The organism is Chryseobacterium sp. MMO-72 (genome assembly GCF_037146035.1).
GTDB lineage: Bacteria > Bacteroidota > Bacteroidia > Flavobacteriales > Weeksellaceae > Chryseobacterium > Chryseobacterium indicum.
The window spans coordinates 1-17,212 of record NZ_JBBCWG010000011.1; the positions used below are offsets into that span (position 1 = coordinate 1).

16 protein-coding genes are annotated in these 17,212 nt (G+C 33.4%); 11 read left to right on the forward strand and 5 right to left on the reverse strand.

Going from position 1 to position 17,212, the window contains the following annotated elements:
- Nucleotides 1-241 precede the first annotated feature (241 nt).
- Together WFH39_RS14540 and ppk1 are read right to left on the reverse strand one after the other, a co-directional pair.
- Nucleotides 242-1,126 (reverse strand): Ppx/GppA phosphatase family protein, encoded by an 885-nt coding sequence (locus WFH39_RS14540; RefSeq protein ID WP_235129897.1) that lies wholly within the window; start codon nucleotides 1,124-1,126, stop codon nucleotides 242-244.
- Entirely contained in the window at nucleotides 1,123-3,195 is a 2,073-nt protein-coding gene (gene ppk1 / locus WFH39_RS14545; protein WP_336690449.1) for a polyphosphate kinase 1, read from the reverse strand. The genes WFH39_RS14540 and ppk1 overlap by 4 nt, the downstream gene beginning before the upstream one ends.
- 435 nt (nucleotides 3,196-3,630) lie before the next feature.
- Between ppk1 and dnaK the strand changes: the two genes are divergently transcribed.
- The 5 genes from dnaK to WFH39_RS14570 all read left to right on the forward strand — a co-directional run bounded on the left by dnaK (nucleotide 3,631) and on the right by WFH39_RS14570 (nucleotide 8,959).
- Nucleotides 3,631-5,523, forward strand: a complete 1,893-nt coding sequence (dnaK, locus tag WFH39_RS14550) for a molecular chaperone DnaK (RefSeq protein ID WP_214590575.1) — start codon at nucleotides 3,631-3,633, stop codon at nucleotides 5,521-5,523.
- A 158-nt stretch (nucleotides 5,524-5,681) separates the two neighbouring features.
- A complete protein-coding gene (locus WFH39_RS14555; RefSeq protein WP_228370502.1) occupies nucleotides 5,682-6,281 on the forward strand; it encodes a helix-turn-helix domain-containing protein in 600 nt (199 codons plus the stop codon).
- Nucleotides 6,282-6,285: 4 nt separating this feature from the next.
- On the forward strand, nucleotides 6,286-7,575 hold the full coding sequence (locus WFH39_RS14560) for a site-specific integrase (RefSeq protein WP_002977236.1): 1,290 nt from the start codon (nucleotides 6,286-6,288) through the stop codon (nucleotides 7,573-7,575).
- Nucleotides 7,576-7,580: 5 nt separating this feature from the next.
- Entirely contained in the window at nucleotides 7,581-8,252 is a 672-nt protein-coding gene (locus tag WFH39_RS14565; RefSeq protein ID WP_002977238.1) for a hypothetical protein, read from the forward strand.
- Between the two features lie 176 nt (nucleotides 8,253-8,428).
- On the forward strand, nucleotides 8,429-8,959 hold the full coding sequence (locus WFH39_RS14570; RefSeq protein WP_002977239.1) for a hypothetical protein: 531 nt from the start codon (nucleotides 8,429-8,431) through the stop codon (nucleotides 8,957-8,959).
- Nucleotides 8,960-8,964: 5 nt separating this feature from the next.
- On the opposite strand, the gene WFH39_RS14575 is transcribed toward WFH39_RS14570, so the two are convergent.
- The gene (locus WFH39_RS14575) at nucleotides 8,965-9,783 is read right to left on the reverse strand and encodes a hypothetical protein (protein WP_002977242.1); all 819 of its coding nucleotides are present in this window, start codon (nucleotides 9,781-9,783) and stop codon (nucleotides 8,965-8,967) included.
- Nucleotides 9,784-9,931: 148 nt separating this feature from the next.
- Between WFH39_RS14575 and WFH39_RS14580 the strand changes: the two genes are divergently transcribed.
- The 6 genes from WFH39_RS14580 (at nucleotide 9,932) to WFH39_RS14605 (ending at nucleotide 14,345) form a co-directional block, all read left to right on the forward strand.
- Nucleotides 9,932-10,219, forward strand: a complete 288-nt coding sequence (locus WFH39_RS14580; RefSeq protein WP_002977244.1) for a helix-turn-helix domain-containing protein — start codon at nucleotides 9,932-9,934, stop codon at nucleotides 10,217-10,219.
- Between the two features lie 9 nt (nucleotides 10,220-10,228).
- The gene (locus tag WFH39_RS14585; protein WP_002977248.1) at nucleotides 10,229-11,485 is read left to right on the forward strand and encodes a type II toxin-antitoxin system HipA family toxin; all 1,257 of its coding nucleotides are present in this window, start codon (nucleotides 10,229-10,231) and stop codon (nucleotides 11,483-11,485) included.
- Nucleotides 11,486-11,689: 204 nt separating this feature from the next.
- Entirely contained in the window at nucleotides 11,690-12,040 is a 351-nt protein-coding gene (locus WFH39_RS14590) for a helix-turn-helix domain-containing protein (RefSeq protein WP_002977250.1), read from the forward strand.
- A 14-nt stretch (nucleotides 12,041-12,054) separates the two neighbouring features.
- Complete coding sequence (locus tag WFH39_RS14595; RefSeq protein ID WP_002977252.1) at nucleotides 12,055-12,411, forward strand: DUF3853 family protein; 357 nt, start codon at nucleotides 12,055-12,057, stop codon at nucleotides 12,409-12,411.
- Nucleotides 12,395-13,486, forward strand: a complete 1,092-nt coding sequence (locus WFH39_RS14600; protein ID WP_027383751.1) for a hypothetical protein — start codon at nucleotides 12,395-12,397, stop codon at nucleotides 13,484-13,486. Before WFH39_RS14595 ends, WFH39_RS14600 begins: the two co-directional genes overlap by 17 nt.
- 22 nt (nucleotides 13,487-13,508) lie before the next feature.
- Nucleotides 13,509-14,345, forward strand: coding sequence for a toprim domain-containing protein (locus WFH39_RS14605; RefSeq protein WP_002977256.1), 837 nt, complete (start codon nucleotides 13,509-13,511; stop codon nucleotides 14,343-14,345).
- Nucleotides 14,346-14,407: 62 nt separating this feature from the next.
- Here WFH39_RS14605 and WFH39_RS14610 read toward each other — a convergent pair whose 3' ends face one another.
- Both WFH39_RS14610 and WFH39_RS14615 read right to left on the reverse strand, forming a co-directional pair.
- Nucleotides 14,408-15,502, reverse strand: a complete 1,095-nt coding sequence (locus tag WFH39_RS14610) for a hypothetical protein (protein ID WP_002977257.1) — start codon at nucleotides 15,500-15,502, stop codon at nucleotides 14,408-14,410.
- Between the two features lie 54 nt (nucleotides 15,503-15,556).
- Nucleotides 15,557-16,348, reverse strand: coding sequence for a hypothetical protein (locus WFH39_RS14615; RefSeq protein WP_002977259.1), 792 nt, complete (start codon nucleotides 16,346-16,348; stop codon nucleotides 15,557-15,559).
- Between the last annotated feature and the right edge of the window lie 864 nt (nucleotides 16,349-17,212).

Sequence of the window (17,212 nt, forward strand, 5' to 3'; positions counted from 1 at the left end):
TTTTTTTTTTCTTTTTTTTTTATTTTTTTTTTTTTTTTGGTTAAAAAAAAATAAAATTTTTTTTTTTTTTTTTTTTTTTTTTTTTTTTTTTAAACTTTTTTTCTTGTGTTTTTTTTTTTGGGGGGGGCGCCCCCCCCCCCCCCGAAACCTTCAAATCATGCAAAAACCTTCTGAAACCATAAATAAAAAAGCCGACCAGATTGAACTGATCGGCTTTTAAATTTTCTATACCATAATATGTTTACTTCTTATCCTGCAATTTGCTGTAAATATTGTGGATTAAACCATCTGCAACAGAAATTTTAGGTACAAAAATCCTGTTGATTTCCGACCATGACATCACATTGTTGAAGATCTGTAAAGCATGAACCAGAACATCGGCTCTGTCTTCGCGAAGATTATATTTTGTCATTCTTTCATCAACGGTAAGATCATCAAACTCTTTATACACTTTTTTAAGATGAGAAAGAGACATCGGTTTGCCATCTTTCGTTTTGCTCATGGAAAAAACTTTGTTGATGTTTCCTCCTGACCCGATGGCAACAATCGGCTTTTTGCTGTTGATATTTTTTCGGATTTCTTCCTTCATATCTTTCCAGTTGTCGGGCGTTACCAGATTGTTTAGCAAACGTATGGTTCCGATATTAAAAGACTTTTCGTACTTCATTTTTCCGTTTTCGTAGAAGGTAAGCTCTGTAGAACCTCCACCAACATCAATGTACAGATAGGCAAATTCTTTATCAAGTCCTTCAGCAACATGATTTTCAAAAACCAGAGTTGCTTCTTCGTCTCCGGAAATTATTTCAATATTAATTCCTGAAGTTCTTTTCACCTCTTCAATAATTTTCTGTCCGTTAGCTGCGTCACGCATGGCACTCGTAGCACAGGCTCTGTAATGTTCCACTTTGTAAATTTTCATCAGATCGCTGAAAATCTTCATCGAGTCGATTACCATTTTTTCTCTTTCCTCTCCGATCTTTCCTAAGCTAAAGACATCCATTCCCAGTCTCAGAGGAATTCTCAAAAGATTCAGCTTAATAAATTCGGGCTGTTTATTGTTTATTTTTACTTCATTAATCAAAAGTCGGGCGGCATTACTTCCTATATCTATGGCTGCGATCTTCATTTTTTATTCGTTTTGGCTTTTAAATATCGATACGTTTCAATCTGAGAACGGCACTCTTCCTTATCGTTATCAATATATTCGTTGCTCAGTTTTTTGTCTAAAATACGGGCTTTTACATTATCTTTCAACTGGATGTCGAGAATATCCTTCAATTCTTTCTTTAAATTTTTATCGGTAATTTTTGCAGCGGCTTCAATTCTGTAATCCAGATTCCTCGTCATCCAGTCTGCGGAAGAAATATACATATCTTCGGCTCCTTTATTGTAAAAATACATCACTCTGGCGTGTTCCAGATATTCGTCTACAATGCTGATTGCCTTTATTTTTTCTTTAAACTCTTTTTGGTTCACCGCACAGTAAATTCCTCTTACAATCATTCTGATGACAACTCCGGCTTGTGCTGCTTCATATAACTTTTCAATCAGAAAGCGATCGCTTACAGAATTGGCTTTAACAATCATTTCTGCGTGCCTTCCCGCTTTGGCTTCTTCAATTTCCTTATCAATATGATGTAGAATCTTTTCACGCATGAACTGCGGACAGACAAGTAAACTCTTACAGGTTTTAAGAACAGGCAGATAATCTTCCTTCGGCTTTTTCAGAACATTAAAAACCTTATTAATGTCTGCCATAATTCCGCGGTCTGCGGTCATTAGCAGATGATCTCCATAAATTCTGGCGGTTTTTTCATTGAAATTTCCGGTACTTACAAAACCGTACTGGATGGTTTTGTTGTGAGACCTTTTCTTTATGACGCATAATTTGGCATGGACTTTCTTATTCGGAAGCCCTATCAATACCGTGATTCCTTCCGGTTCCAGCATTTCCTTCCATTCAAGGTTCGATTCTTCATCAAATCTTGCCTGAAGCTCAAGCATTACCGTTACTTCTTTACCGTTTCTTGCCGCATAGATTAAAGCATTGATGATTTTCGAACTGCTCGCTAAACGATAGGCTGTGATCTGAATCGATTTTACATCGGGATCCATTGCTGCTTCACGAAGAAGATCAATTACAGGATTGTATTTGTGATAAGGGAAGGTGAGTAGAACATCGTGTTTCAGAATAACATCCGTTACTCTTTCCGTGTTTTCAAAAGCAGGGTGGGTGAAAGAAGTTCTTTCAACAGGCTTTTCATACCTCTCAAAAACATCCGGAAAATCCATGAAATGTTTAAAATTATGAATTTTTCCTCCGGGAATGATGCTGTCTTTTTTCGTCAGATTTAATTTTCGGATCAGCATCTCAAGAAGAGCCTTGTCCATATCTTTATCGAAAACAAAACGGGTAGGTTTTCCTTTTCTTCTGTTTTTTAAACCTTTTTCAATTTTTTCGGCAAAATTGGTACGGATGTCATTATCAAGTTCCAGTTCGGCATCTTTGGTTACCTTAAAAGCATTGGCAGCAAATTCATCATATCCGAAATAAGAAAAAATATGGGGTAAATTAAAGGTGATCACATCTTCCAGAAGCATTACATTTTTCTCTTCCACATCTTCGGAAGGAAGCAGAACAAATCTTCCTACAAATCTTGAAGGAATTTCAATAATGGCATAATTGCTGGAATATTGCCAGTCTTTTTTCCGCATTGCGACACCCAGATAAAGACTTTTGTCCCGCATGTAAGGCATAGGTGTATTTTCATGAAGCAGAATAGGAATAACGTTGGATTCTACCACTTCATCAAAATATTTTCTTACAAACTCCTTCTGATTGGAAGATAAATTTTTGGCTGTTTTAATGTAAACATGATGTTCCGCCATTTCAGCAAGAATTTTCTTCCACGTTTTGTCAAAATTCTGCTGCTGTCGCATCACAATATCATTGATCTTCTGGAGAATTTTGGAAGGCGGCTGATAAAAAGATTCTGCAATAACTTTTTCTTTGAAATCCATGGCGCGCTTTAAACCTGCAACCCGCACACGGAAAAATTCGTCTAAATTGTTGGAGAAAATTCCTAAAAAACGGATTCTTAAATGTAAAGGGACTTTTTCGTCCATGGCTTCCTGTAAAACCCTCTCGTTGAAGGCAAGCCAGGTAATATCTCTCGGATTGAAATGTAATGACATTCTCTAGTGTATAATTTATCAAAAATAATAATTCGTGGTATCTTTTGAAACCTTTTTGCGTTAAGCTTTAATTAAATTTATGGAGCGAAAAAGATTCTGAACCGGATGATTTTTGTAATCCATTAAAGTTATTAAAAACTATCTGGAAAATTATAATTCTGACTGATATTTTTATTTTAAAGTCGTAAAGTGACAAAATTGATACGGTTTAACAAGTATTAAAAGGTTTTGTGACAAAAATTCAAATCATATAAAAAGTAAAGTTTAGGTTTATTCTAAACTGTATTTCTAAAATTTTCAAGCTGAAAAATAAAATTATTTTTTCCTGTTTCAGATTGTTTCTGTCAATTTGTCACAAAATTTTGAATGGTATAAATATTGAGAAATACTGAGTGTAAATTAAAATTAAAAATTAGAAAAAAATATAAAAATATTATGAGTAAAATAATTGGAATTGACTTAGGAACAACCAACTCTTGTGTTGCTGTAATGGAGGGTAAAGACCCTGTTGTTATTCCTAACGCAGAAGGTAAAAGAACAACGCCGTCTATCGTTGCGTTTACAGAAGATGGTGAAAGAAAAGTAGGAGATCCTGCAAAAAGACAGGCGGTAACGAATCCAAAGAAAACAGTATATTCAATTAAAAGATTCATCGGAACTCACTTTAAAGAAGATGCGAAAGAAATTTCAAGAGTGCCTTATGAAGTAGTTTCCGGACCAAACGATACCGTAAAAGTAAAAATCGACGACAGAGAATATACTCCACAGGAAATTTCTGCAATGACGCTTCAGAAAATGAAGAAAACTGCTGAAGATTATCTTGGACAGGAAGTAACAAGAGCGGTAATTACGGTTCCTGCATACTTCAACGACGCGCAGAGACAGGCTACTAAAGAAGCGGGTGAAATCGCAGGTCTTAAAGTAGAAAGAATCATCAACGAGCCTACTGCTGCTGCATTAGCTTACGGTTTAGATAAAAACCACAAAGACCAGAAAATCGCGGTATACGATTTAGGAGGTGGTACTTTCGATATCTCTATCCTAGATTTAGGAGATGGTGTATTCGAAGTATTGTCTACAAACGGAGATACGCACTTAGGAGGTGATGATTTTGATGATGTAATCATCAACTGGATGGCAGATGAATTCAAATCTGAAGAAGGTGTTGACTTAAAGTCTGATGCAATCGCATTGCAGAGATTGAAAGAAGCTGCCGAAAAAGCTAAAATCGAGTTGTCTTCTTCTCCACAAACAGAAATTAACCTACCATATATCACAGCTACTGCTACAGGTCCTAAACACCTAGTGAAGACTTTAACGAAAGCTAAATTCGAGCAGTTATCTGCAGATTTGGTAAGAAGATCTATGGAGCCGGTTGCTAAAGCATTGAAAGATGCAGGTTTATCTACTTCAGATATCGACGAGGTAATCTTGGTAGGAGGTTCTACAAGAATCCCGATTATTCAGGAAGAAGTGGAAAAATTCTTCGGTAAAAAACCGTCTAAAGGAGTTAACCCGGATGAGGTTGTAGCAATTGGTGCGGCAATTCAGGGAGGTGTATTAACCGGAGATGTAAAAGACGTTCTTTTATTAGACGTTACGCCACTTTCTTTAGGTATCGAAACAATGGGCTCTGTTTTCACTAAATTAATTGAAGCGAACACTACGATCCCAACTAAAAAATCTGAGGTATTCTCTACAGCTTCTGACAACCAGCCGGCTGTAAGCATCAGAGTAGGACAGGGAGAAAGACCAATGTTCAACGACAACAAAGAAATCGGTAGATTCGACCTTACAGATATTCCACCTGCGCCAAGAGGAGTTCCTCAAATCGAAGTAACATTCGATATTGATGCAAACGGTATCTTAAGTGTTTCTGCTAAAGATAAAGGAACTGGTAAAGAACAGTCTATTAAAATTCAGGCGTCTTCAGGTCTTTCTGACGAAGAAATCGAAAGAATGAAGAAAGAAGCTCAGGAAAATGCTTCTGCCGATGCTAAGAAAAAAGAAGAAGTTGAAATCTTCAACAAAGCAGACGGATTGATCTTCCAGACTGAAAAGCAACTGAAAGAGTTTGGTGAAAAATTATCTGCTGATAAAAAAGCAGCTATTGAAGCCGCTCACGGAGAACTGAAAACGGCTTTCGAAGCTAAAAATGCAGACGATGTAAAAGCTAAAACAGAAGCTTTAGACGCAGCTTGGATGGCAGCTTCAGAAGAATTATATGCAGCAGGACAACAGCCGGGAGCTGATGCAGGAGCACAGAACACAGGAAATGCAGGAGGTGCAGAAGATGTACAGGATGCAGATTTCGAAGAAGTTAAGTAGTTATTGATTAATATTAATTAACAAAATATAGAAAATCCCCACAGGCGTATGTTTGTGGGGATTTTTGTTTTTTCAAAGATTTTTGATTTTGTGCTTTTTTAAGTGTTTTTTATTACACATTTGTACCATATTTGTACCGGCACTTAAGCAGAGAAGATGTGGCACTTAAGATTTTTTTTCTTACCTTTAGTTTTTCTATATGTATGATTAAAAGGATTAAAAGAGAATGTCTGCATTGTTCGCAGGAATTTATACCTAAGACAGTAACTTCATTTTATTGTCGTGAGCAGTGTATAAAAAATGCTTACCAGAAAAGAAAGCGTCAAGAAAAATTAGAATTAAAAAGACAAGAACTGATTGATCAGATTCCTTTAGATAAAATTCTCTTGACAGTCCCTGAAGCTGTTTTACTCTTTGACATTGCAAAAAGAACACTTTATAGACTTATCAAACAAAATGTAATACCTTCTATTAATGAAGGAACTCGTTTAATAAAAGTAAATCGTGAAGTTTTGCAAGAAATGTTTCCTCCGGCATCTAAAGAAAAGATTGAAAAGAAAAATTCTAATCCTAACTTGTATGATCTTTCTGAAGAGAATTGCTATACTATTGGTGAGATTTCCAAAAAATTTCAGTTACACGATACGAGTGTATACAAGCATATCAGAAAGTACTCAATTCCCACCCGTCAAATTGGTAATTATGTTTATGCTCCAAAAAGCGAGATTGACAAATTATATAATGGTACTATAGATTAAGCTTATGAAACAACTTTCAAAAACTCAAGTTACAGTTAGATTGCGTAAAGCTGAGGATAGAAATGAATGGTATGTCTATTTGGAGAGTTATCCTGTATTTATTGCTGGAAAAAATAAACCGCAACGTTCTAGGGAGTATCTCAATAGAATTGTTTATACGGTTGAATGGGATAAAAAAAGAACAAGCAGAACTAACCTAAAGGACGGGACAAAAGCCTTTAAACCAAAGCGTGATGATAATGGAATTATAGTTTGTAAGAGTGAGCGTGACAGGGAGACAATGTTATATGCTGATGGAATTCGTAAACTACGCCAAAAAGAATATGATAATGTCGACTTGTATAGTGATAGCGATGCTATTAAGGCCGAATTGCAAGAAAAACAAAAAGAAAAATTTATAGATTACTGTAATAGGTTGCTAAAGAAAAGACACGGCTCAAATAATAGTTCTGATTCAATTAGAACTAACTGGAGGTGTTTAATTGAATTTATTATAGAGTTTTCCGGAGATGATTTAAGATTTTCAAAAATTGATTTGAGTTTTGCTGATGATTTTAAGCTTTATCTTTTATCGGCGCCCTATCGCGGAAAAAAGAAAGGAATTCTTTCAAATAATAGTGCTGCAACGTACTTTTCTATTTTTAAGGCAATAGTTTCCCAAGCTTTTATTGATGGTTATTTTATAATTGACTTATCAGCAAAGATTAAAGGTATTGGAGAGCAAGAATCTTTCCGTGAACATCTCTCTTTGGAGGAACTTAATCTTTTAGTAAATACTCCTTGTGAAAATGATGAATTGAAAAGAGCATCTTTATTTTCTGCACTGACAGGGTTAAGACATTGTGATATTAAAAGGCTTAAGTGGAAAGAAATTGATGTTCAGTCAAATAGAATCAAAATTCAATTTAGACAAAAGAAAACAAAAGGAGTCGAGTATACACCGATTTCTGAACAAGCAATTCATTTATGCGGAACTCCGAGACTTCCCGAACAGCTAGTATTTGAAAATTTACAAGATAGCTCTTGGATTTCGAGACCTCTCGAAAAATGGGTCAAATCAGCTGGAATAACAAAGCATATAACTTTTCATTGCTTCAGACATACTTTTGCAACATTGCAGCTTTCTTTAGGAACAGACATTTATACAGTTAGTAAAATGCTTGGACACAGTAAAGTTACAACAACTCAAGTTTATGCTAAAGTAGTTGATGAACTGAAAAATAGAGCAGCTGGAGCTATTAAGCTGGATGAAAATATTTTAGAAGAAAACCAAGAAATTATACAAGCAAACTAATAAATATGAAAGTCAAAAATTTTGAATTAATATGTATGTATTTACCCATTATAGTGGTATGTATCCTTTTAGGAACTCAAGTCAGAACATATTTTATCGATAAAGGGTCCGATGAATTTACGGCAAATATCTTTTTTATAGTCGTGATTTTCGTAGGTGTTGTTATTTATTCAGGTCTAACATTGTTTTTGCATACTATCTATGAAATTATAAGCAGAATTATTACTAAAAGAAAAAATCTAGTTTTGGTTAATGAATTCTTTTCTGGACCTGTTACTATTGCTGATATTAAAGAAGATTTAAAATTTAAAGAAGTTGTAAAGTTCGATAATAAGCTTGAGATTGCATTAAGATATACAAAGGAGCAATTTGCGCTATACACATCTGTTAATGATTTAGAAAACCTATGCAGCTACATTACAAAGTATGCTAAGAAAGAAAAAATAGAAAATTTTAGCCCTGTAAGGGTTCACAAATTATCTAATATGGATTTGTATCATTTTGGCTGGAACATTTGGAAGCACTTTGATAGGCGAAATCAATATGAAGTAGCATTGTTTTTAAAAGAAGTTTTTCAACATTCACTAAAAGATGTTGAAACGGACTCAATTAAAAGTCATTTAAAAGATGATGATGAAAAAGGTATCATTAAAATAAAAAGAGATTTAAAATTTTAGTATAATAAATATCTTAACTCCTTGCATAGTCGTAGCGATTATTGAGCATTTACTAATATTTCTGAAGCTATCCATTTACGAACTTAAATGTCGGGAATATTTCAAAAAATTATAATACATTATTAATAGTTAAATTTTTTTAGAAGAAATTTTATCATAAATAGATTTTACATAAAATGAAGAATGTAGAGAATATTCCTTTTTTACTGCAACAAATTGAAGGTAAATTAAATTCGCTATCTATAGAACAGGATAAATTAGATAATCCTCTTTTTGATATAGAAGTGACCAAAAACGAAATCTTACGGATCGAAAGTGAAATTGACCCGATAAAGAAAGAACTTATATCTTATACTGATATTCAGAGGCAGAAAGAATTAATGAGGATTCGTCTAACAGAGTATATGGATGTACTCGGCAAAAATCACGATCTCCCTTTTTCAAAAAGTCAGGGGCGTATTGGAGAATTAAATTTTTATCTAAAGCCCCTTGTTGATATCAGAAGTATTTTGAACAACGATTTGACAACTGGTATCAGCGTTAATTTAGCCCTGACAAAAGATCCATCTGATGCAGTCTTTGATGCAGAATCATTTAGAGAAACTCTTTTTCAGCAAAGACATAGTATTATCCAAGCAAACAATATCTTTCAACTCTTTGAAGTGTGCAGAAATTTCCTTGAAAAGATAAAGATAAATTATAAGTAATTTTTTTATTGGATAATGTCTTCATTGTAATGGATTCGCCACTTCGGATTGTACTGAGGTGAAGTTAACTGATAGTCTAAGTAAAAATCATAATCACTATTCATTGCCAGAAATTTACTGTAAAACTCTTCTTTATAACCTGCATTATCCAAGTAGAATCCAATAGCTTGGTGATAAGGATATACAAATGATAATTTTTTATAATGATGATGTAATTTATCTGCGTCAATTAATTGCTTTACCATAGCAAATGCATTAAGGATATTTTTTGTTCCACCGGAATATAGTGGTCTTACAGTACAGTCTATAAGTGTCTTTTCAAGATTTGAAACTTTTACTCCATTAATGAAGGTTTCCATTGTAGTACTGCTTTGATTTTTAAGAAAGTAAAATGTTTTGTCTCTGAATTGCTTTATATTTTTTGTGACTCTCTGAGGTTTACTAAAAGCTAAATCTATATTTCCTTGAGTTAAGGTGTTTTTAGGACTGGAAATGCTATCGATCTCTTCTGATAAATAGATGGCGTTGTTTTCAATAGTACTTATTTGATGCATTATTAGTGCTGAATGGTGGCTAAAGTGTGTATATTTGTTATACGCATAAACCAAGTCAACAACTTCAGGATTGGAGTCATTGAAAATATATAAATCTTGTTCTAAGGTGTAATGTTTTTGAAGTATGTATTCGCTAATTTCTTTACTTAATTTTTTGAATTTGCGAAAACTCGAAATTTCCTGTACCAAATAATCAAATTCCTTTTTATTTAAAGCCTTTCTGTGAGGACTACCAGCAATATAAGCATCAACAATCTTTTCAAAATTCATTAGTACGTAGTATTATTTACTTATGTATACATAAAAAATAATACAAAGTTAGTCTTTTTTATTTGAAAAGTCAAATGGAGGAGATTTTTATTTAAAATGTCCGTTATTTCATACAAAATGTGTAATTTTGTATGAAATAACGGACATTATGAAAAAGAAACAAATAATTTTACCCAAGTATTTGGCTCTGCTGGAACAAATGGGAGAGAATATTAAACTTGCTCGAAAAAGAAGAAAATTAACTACAGAGCAGGTTTCAGAGAGAGCCGGAATTGTACGTTCAACACTACATCTTATTGAAAAAGGTGATCCAAGTGTGGCAATGGGATCATATTTTAATGTTTTGAGAGTATTGGGTCTTAGCGATGATATTTTAAAGCTTGGATCTGATGATGAATTTGGAAGAAAATTGCAAGATTTAGAATTACTGAAATAATATAATTAAATGAAATCTACTAAAGTTGACATATTTGTATATGCAGATTGGATTGACCTTCAAGGTCCTCATTTAATGGGGATTTTGTCAGCTCATCAGGGTAAAGGAAAAAAGTCCTTTAGTTTTGAATATGATAAAGAGTGGATTAAAAGTGCGGGTCAAAATTTAATAGATCCTGATCTTCAGTTGTTTGGAGGTCCACAATATCCAACCAATAAAGAAAATTTTGGTGTTTTTATGGATAGTATGCCTGATACTTGGGGAAGAACACTAATGAAAAGAAAATCTATTCAGGTAGCCAAAGAAACTGGAGAGAAAGAAAAGAAACTTTATGATCTGGATTATTTATTAGGAGTGTATGACCAAACAAGGATGGGTGCTCTGCGATTTAAGACTTCAATAGATGGAAATTTTTTAGATGATGATGAGAATAACCCTACACCACCCTGGTCATCATTAAGAGAGTTGGAGGCAGCCGTGAAAAGTTTTGAAAATGAAGATGAGCCTAAAATGAAAAGGTTATTAGCACTGCTTGTAGTTCCAGGATCTTCATTAGGGGGTGCAAGACCGAAAGCTAATGTTATGGATCAGGAAAAAAATTTATGGATTGCTAAATTTCCTTCAAAAAATGATACAATTGATAAGGCAGCGTGGGAATATCTGGCATACCGATTAGCTACTGATGCCGGAATTAATATGTCAGAAACAAAGATTCAAAAATTAAGTAACAGCTATCATACATTTTTCACCAAAAGATTTGATAGAACAAACTCCGGAAGAATTCATTTTTCGTCAGCTATGACTATGACAGGAAACAATGAAGAAAAATTAAGAGATTCAACTGCAAGTTACCTTGATATCGTTGATTTTATTACGAACTACGGTATTGATGTTAACAATAATTTGAAGGAATTATGGAGAAGAATCGTGTTTAGTATTTGTATATCAAACACAGATGATCACCTTAGAAATCACGGATTTATTTTAACCCCAAAAGGATGGATACTTTCACCAGCCTATGACATTAATCCGTCTGTGGATAAAGAAGGACTTGCTCTAAATATTGATACAGATAATAATGCTTTGGATCTTGAACTTGCTAAGGAAGTGGGCGCTCAATTTAGACTGAACGAAAATGAAATGGATGAAATCATTGAAAAAGTCATTTCGGTTGTAAGAGGATGGGAAAGTATTGCTAGCGAGATTGGAATACCCAGATCTGAACAAGAGCGTATGAGATCTGCATTTTTACCATTTGAAAATTAATCTTTTAAAATAATCTTAGTAAATAAATTTTAATTGATTAATACGTTTAGAATGAGCTATAAAAATTAAGTTTCAACAGTAGGTAAAAACTTATTGCTTAATATCGATTACAAAAACACAGTGTTTTAAGTGTTTTCGTCGTGTTTTTCAAACACAGCGAAAACACTTTTTTCATTTGCACCATAATAATTAAAATCAAGTATTATGGATTTGCAAAATATTTCATTTGAAAATTTACCACAAGCAGTCGCCTTCTTAATTCGTGAACTTGCTGAGATAAAGCATCTGGTATCAAAAGAAGATGTTGTTATACCTCTCAAAAAAATTCCAATCGGAATAGATGAAGTAGCATCCTTAATCGGTAAAGCGAAACCAACCATTTACACTCTTGTTAGAGAAAGAAAAATCCCATGCTACAAAAACGGTAAGAAACTATATTTTTTTGAAGAAGAAATACTGAACTGGATTTCTAAAGGCAAGAAAAAGACCTTGCAGGAAATTACCGAGGAATGTGAAGCGGATTTTAAGAAAAATCGCAGAAGACAACATAACTAATAAAAATGCGATCGATGTCTAACGAAATTAATAAACTAAAGCAAAAGCTTATTTGGCAAATGACCGGGGAGGAATTAGTAAGTTTATTTAAATATGAAAATATTTATATAACAAATCGTACAAAGAGATCCTTGCAGCAAAATAAAATAATTGATGAAAAGTATGTGTATGGTCTTAAAGGTATAGCCAAGTTATTTAATTGCAGTATTTCATCTGCTATGAGATTAAAAAAGAGCGGTAAAATTAAAGATGCGATCACTCAGGAGGGGCGAAAAATTGTCCTGGACGTTGAGAGAGCTTTAGTTCTAATTAACAATGAATATGAACTAATAAACTGCAATAAAGAAAAAGATGATGTCGTTACAAGATAGCAGTCAGAAAATCATTCGCAAGGAATTTAAAAATGAAAGAATTCCTGAGAGTATAAGAATAGGCAACCATTTTGTTGATGATTTTATCTTTGATGAAAATAGTCAAGCCGCCAACATTCCCATCAATGCGCTAAGGGTTATATTTAATATAATCTCTATTATAAGTAATGAACAATTCAGACCTGAAGATCGTCCGAAGCAACTCTCTTTGTTCGATGATGATTTTGAGACTGAAAATAATACTTTCGCCCTGCTTAAAATTAAGAATAGCAAAATTTCTCCCAGTGGCTCAACAAAGCAGGTAATTAATGCCTATGAGTTTTTAGCAAAATTTAAGATGGGATGGTATAAGTCCCAGAATAGAAAAGGTAAGGAAATCAAAACTTTTGCAGGACTTATATCAACACCAACCTACGATGAAAGAGGCTACACATCTTTTCTTATCAGCAGTTATTGGCTGAAGAAATTAATTGTAATACCGGAATATAATTATATGCTTTATCAGTTGGTGTATAATATTAAAAATAATAAACATATCATATTTGCAATTTGGCTGGCTAAACTTCCATCAACTGGCACTGTATTGAAACTGTCAACATTTAATTCGAAGTTTGACTTAAATTATCGAACAGCAAATGATTTTTGTTTTAAATTTTTAAAACAGGTTAAGGGCAGTCTCGATAAATACAGTACAGTGTCATTTAATTTCAAATGCAAAGGAGAAAACATTGCAATTCATCCATATTCCACTGAAAAAATTCAGGAAGCAGATTTGAATATAGATAGCGAACACTTGTTCATCACCTATCGAATTAATTATTTTAAAAAAAGGTACAGATTGCAGGAGCAGGAAATGCTGCAGTTCGCATATCATTATCGAAATATATTACAGACAAGAGAGCTGATAGAGAAATCTTACAATTACTTTATCAAAAAAAATAGAAAATTAAAACTACGATCCTCTGATTTTAGTGGTAAGGTATTTTTAAAGGAGATACAACAACTTATGATAGAACTTTACCGGGACACAAGAATGGGAAAATTTCTTCCGGATGGATATCCCGTCATTTTTTAATTAATCTAATATTTTATTTACAATGAATTGTGAGCAAATAAAACAAAACGTCAGTATCAGGACGGTTATGGAATCCTATGGTCTATTCCCTGTAAAAGAAAACAAAAGAACAGCATTTTATTTTGCATTAGATAGACAAGAGAAAACAGCCAGCCTGTCTGTAGATTTCATTAAGAATACAGCTTTTGATTTTGGAACAGGTAAAATATATGATGTTATATCAATAGTTCAAGCTATTAATAAATGTAATGTTTCAACAGCGCTTGAATATTTAAATAAGCTTGATTTTTCGCCTACAATAGATAATGTGGTTGAAACAAATGATGGCTTTACTTATAATGTTTTAAAAACAATCGATGTCGAGCATCCTGCGTTGCTAGAGTATCTTAAGTCAAGGGGAGTTTTGAATTGTAAAAGTCTTATCAAAGAGATCCATTACAAAATAGAAGATAAATATTATTTTGCGATTGCTTTTTTTAATAATTCAGGAGGTATTGAAGTCCGTAATAAATATTCTAAAATCTGCCTCGGACCAAAAGATGTGACGTTAATAAAGAAGGGAAATCAGCAAAATAATGAAATTGTTGTATTTGAGGGCTTTTTTGATTATTTGTCATATAAAACGATAGAAGATGATAAATTTTCTTCAGATGCAGATTATTTAGTCTTTAATTCAACATCGATGCTCTTAGCGGGAGATAAAATACTAAAGAAATACAAAAAAATATCTCTATTTCTTGATAATGATAAAACGGGAAAAACTGTCGTAGAGCAGATCCGCAACAGCTATAAAAATGTTGAAGATTTTTCCTGGATGTACCAACATTATAAAGATTTGAATCAGTGGCTGATAAGGTGATGATGTTTTCAGTAAAGACAAAACCGCTACTTAATAGTAGCGGTTTCATTTTGAAATTAATCTTATTGAGTAACCCATCCTGGCACTCCGTTCACACTTTTTAATATAAAGGTTCCATTTGATGGGGGAATAGGAATTACTTCAGTTGCAAAACCAAAGCTGCCATCCGCTTTGGCTACAACTTTTTTGGTGTAAGCTGGATCTCCGTCTGCATCGGGCATTTGTGAAGGTGTAACACTCAGTTTTCCATTGATATTGAGCCATCTTTCAGAAAAATCTCCAGAGATTAGCGCAAACTTATAGTCTGTATAATTGTTTGTAATGCTATCCCAAAAATTTGTTGAACTGGTGGTTACTGGTGTTGAATGAATTGCCAGCTTATTACTAATACTTCTATTTCCAGATGCGGGGCTTCCTGCACCGACACCAATAAAAACATTATTAGATCCAGTTCTATTGCCTGTACCCGACAGATATCCTATAGAAATATTATCATTGCCTGATGTGATATATGACATTGCTCCTGCACCGATTCCAATATTCCTGTTTCCGGAAATTGTTCCATTAATAATACCATTTAGTGCTGATACCCCCGCTCCATAATTTAGTTTTCCAGTAATTTCTCCTTGAGACATTGCATAGGCACTGGCCGAATTCCCTTTTCCGGAAGTTATGTTTGAGTCCGTTGCAAAAATTGAGTTGTATTCACCGGCGATAGTGCTTCTAGATTTACCGATGATATAATTTTCTTTTTGATCAAAATCAAGCTTCAGATTATTTTTTACAATAAGTTCCAGCGTGGAAGTATTACCTGTTTGAGAGACAACTTCCAATGGATCACTTTGAAGTAATGGAACCCATTTTTGACCGTCGAAATAATATAGACCTGACTTTTCAAGATGAACAGATTGCCCTGATAAATTGGTGGCAGGTGATAGAACGAAAACTATTGCTCCCTTCTGTGCTGTAGTGTAAGTTTTTGTTGCCAATTGATCTCCACTAATTCTTGGTAGAATGATCCCATCGAAATGATTGGCATCATCTGGTTTGCCTACTACTTCTAAGGTAGCTTTAGGCGTTTGAGTATTGATACCGACTTGTGAGAAAAAGTTGGCACTTATCAATAAAAAAAATAGTTTTAGAAAGTTGTTTTTCATTTTGTTATTTGATTATAGTTCACTATGTTTTTAGAATCTACTTTTGTGGTATAGCTATTTGGAGTGAGGTTTGATCCAATTTGAGTAGCCTTGCACTTCACCAGTGGCGTTTGAGTTTATCATATTTAAGTTTCCTGCAATAATATATATGGTATTATTTTGAAGCAGTACCGGAATTACATAAGTTGAATTTTCATTTTGCATAAAAACTATATCTTTAGGAAAGTATCCGATTTCGTTGCATATTCCCGAAATATCAAATAAAACATCATCTAAAACATTAGGTGCATCAGATGCTCTGCTAATTTCAAATTTTATATTCACTATCCCTTCTAATTTCCTTAAAGTTACCGAGCCTTTAAAGCCTCCATATTTTTTTGTTCCTATCGAATAATGTTTTGAGGATGTTAAGTAAACATTTTTGTCAGACGAAAGATTAAGAGGCTCAGACCACTTTGATGATTCTGTCAGAACATCATCATTGCTGTTATCAAATGACAGAATAATTCTATATTCTATTGGTTCCTTTTGATTGGATATAGATTTCCACGAATATCCGCTAAAGTAATATAGCCCTGGCTCTGTAATATCAGCTACCTGACCTGATAAGTTTGATGGTGCAGTGGTGACAAATATAACAGCACCTTTCTTTGAATAATTGTATGTTTTTTTCTGCAACTGATCTCCCGTAATGCGTGGGGGGAGAATTCCATCATAATGATTGATGTCTTCTGCTTTTCCTACAACTTCAAAAGTAGTCTCAGGAGATGAGGTGTTGATTCCTACCTGAGAAAACAGAAATGAATTAACACAGAAACAAAGCAGCATAAAAAAGTTGTTTTTCATCAGTAATTCTTTTGTTAAATTATTTTACAAAATTCATATTTAACCGTATTACTGCTATTAAACTAATTGTTATAAATGGCGGAGTGAACTTTTATGATTGTAAAAAGTCATAATTGAATATTCAAAAGTTTTATTCAAGGCGATCTATGATTAAGAATTGAACATATGTGACCATTGAGTTTATTTTGTCGCCTATGACTATGTCATTTAAAAGTATAATCGGTTTAAGCAAATTCTTCAATTCGGAAAGGCGCTCATTTTATTTCGGAAAAGCACTCTGGATATTTCGGAAAAGCGCTCCTAAACCCAACTAGTCGGACGAAAATTATCTCTTTTATACTATTAGATTCGGAAACGAACTCTTTACATTGTCGAAATTTTGATAATTGTGGATAAATACTGAATGTTGGATTGAAAAATTCGGAAACGCACTCATTCGTATTTTGATTGATGTTCGGAAAAGCACTGATCTCTTTTTCGGAAAAGCGATCATCTATCTTTCGGAAACACACTCATTCTTAAAATCCTCTCAAACAGCTGCTGCAGGATAATAGTGGAGTACAGTAAAAGTATTTCTAAAAATATATAAAAGTTCTTTTTTCTCTAAAAGGAATTTAAGCTTTTGCTTTTAAAGAAAAAATATAATCTTTTAGTACAAAAATTATGTCTTTACATCTTTACAAATAAACCGATTGTAAACAATATGTATTGCAATTAGTTTGATATTATTCACCAGTGTAAATTGATAAGTTGATTTAATAACTGTGTTTTTGTTTTTACAATTGCAAATGTAGAAAAGAGGCTTTCTCACAAAAAAATCTTTTTGGGTATCTAAAAAATTTTCTACACCAGTTCCGATAATTT